Raw genomic sequence first — 2184 nt, 5'->3', positions numbered from 1 at the left:
GAGTCCTCCTTTTACTACGCGGCCACCCGCAAGGCCCGCTCCGCCCAAGCCACATGACAGGGGCCGGACCGTCAGGAGGACGGTTTCCGAGGAGATTAAGGAGACGCTGTATGCTGTGTATTTCCATGCGGGCCGGCGATTACTTCACCGTCGGCCAGACTACGGTGGTCCAATTTGACCGCCTCACCGGCGACCGGGTGCACCTGACCATCAACGCCCCCCGGGAGGTGCCCATCCTCCGGGGCGACGTGCTGGAGCGCGGCGGCGGGCAGCGGCCCGGCTGCGTGCTGGACACCTCCCCCAGGGCGGTGAAGCAGCTGCCCTGGAACCACGCCAAAAAGCAGGCCCTGGCTGAGCTGCGCCAGACCCTGGCGCAGATGGACGACAGCCCGGAGGTGCAGACCCTGCGGGAGAAGCTGAACTGCATCTTTCCCGCGCCTGTGTAAATCCCCTCTGATTTCAGCCGGTTTTCGCGAGCCGGGTGGAATATTCAATCGCGCCGCATGTCCGGATGCCAAAGGCCACGGCGCTCCGGGCGGCGCATCAACGACCTGTGCTTCGGTAAAAGGATGCTCCGGGGCACATTAATAGGACTTGAAAGGAGTTCAAACAATGCGTATTCAGCACAATATCATGGCGATGAACGCCTACCGGAACTACAACCTCAACACCAGCGCCCTCTCCAAGAACCTGGAGAAGCTGAGTTCCGGCTACAAGATCAACCGCGCCGGCGACGACGCTGCCGGTCTGGCCATTTCCGAGAAGATGCGCGCTCAGATCACCGGCCTGAACGCCGCCCAGAAGAACGTCAAGGACGGCATCTCCCTGGTGAAGACCGCTGAGGGCGCCATGCAGGAGATCCAGGACATGCTCAACCGCATGGACTACCTGGCCACCCAGTCCGCCAACGGCACCTACGACAACGAGGTCGACCGCCTGAACCTGCAGAAGGAAGTTACCGCTCTGAAGGACGAAATCAACCGCATCGCCAAGAGCGCCAACTTCAACGGCATCCAGCTGCTGGACGGCTCCAAGGACGCCGCCTCTCTGGGCGCCGCCACCACCGAGCTCACCGGCGCTTCCACCTGGGCGATTGGCACTACCGCCGCCAACCCCACCCAGGGCACCAACACGATCCTGCACAAGGACGGCAAGGAGGAGAAGGCCACCGTATTTGAGGTCGACCTGTCCGACGTGGCGTTTAACGCGACCACTACCACCGCCGCTGCCGCTACGGTCACCCTCACCGTCGGCACCCAGGCCCTCACGGTCGGCGTTACGGCCGGCGCGGGCATTTCCGGCGCGTCCATCGCCGCCGGTCTGAACGGCAAGACCGTTGCCCTGAATGGCGCGACCTATACCATCGCGGCCGAGGGGACGAAGCTGGTCTTTACCATGTCCGATGCCGATGCCGCCAAGCTCACCGCCGCCGCCAGCTTCACGGGCAGCTACAATGTGGCGATCGGCTGCAGCGACACAACGAACCGCGCCCAGGAAGGCGACAGCGTGTTCTCCTCCCACGCCATTCAGACCGGTAACCCCAAGACCAGCGCCACACTGGCCGACACGACGGCCACTCTGGCTACTGCGGACTTCGCGGATGGCGCGGGCGTTAAGATCGGCAATGAGACCTATGTCTTTGCGCTGACCCAGGAGACTGCGGATAAGTTTGCGAATTCCGCCGGCGTCAAGGTGGTCAACCTGGTTGACCTGGCAAACTCCGATGGTACCGGACTTGATACCGGCGTTACCAATGTGCTGGAGCAGGCCTGTGAGCGTCTGACCCTTGCCGCCAAGGATAACGACATGTTCATTGTTGAGCATGACGGCGCTACCGACGGCAAGATGAACTTCCGCGAGAAGGTGGACTATTACGACAACGAGGACCACGTGGATCTCTCGAAGGCTGATGTCATTCAGGCGCAGTTCAGCAAGTTCACCGGTGTCACCATCAACGATCCCGCCAAGGCCGACGGGGCTCCCTCCGCTCTGACCCTCCAGATCGGCGATGACAGCAAGGACTACAACCAGCTGGCCGTCAACATCAAGTCCATGAAGACCGCCGCCATGGGCATTGACGGTGTGGACATTGGCACGCAGGCGGGCGCTCAGGCCGCTGTTGACGTGATCAAGAACGCCATCAACTACGTCTCCGGCGTGCGCGGCGACCTGGGCGCTGAGATC

At 62.5% G+C, this 2184-nt stretch carries 2 protein-coding genes; both read left to right on the top strand.

Annotation, left to right across the window (positions count from 1 at the left end):
• Window positions 1-110: 110 nt before the first annotated feature.
• Window positions 111-446 carry a carbon storage regulator gene (locus QZ326_RS12990; RefSeq protein WP_295746026.1) on the top strand — a complete coding sequence of 112 codons (336 nt, stop codon included), beginning with the start codon at window positions 111-113 and terminating at the stop codon, window positions 444-446.
• A 166-nt stretch (window positions 447-612) separates the two neighbouring features.
• Window positions 613-2184, top strand: a 1572-nt coding sequence (locus tag QZ326_RS12985) for a flagellin (RefSeq protein ID WP_295746024.1), incomplete at its 3' end; no start/stop codon positions are given.

This window comes from uncultured Oscillibacter sp. (assembly GCF_910587525.1).
Taxonomy (GTDB): domain Bacteria; phylum Bacillota; class Clostridia; order Oscillospirales; family Oscillospiraceae; genus Oscillibacter.
Note: the sequence above shows the minus strand (reverse complement) of the source record. Positions and strands in the feature narration are given on the sequence as shown.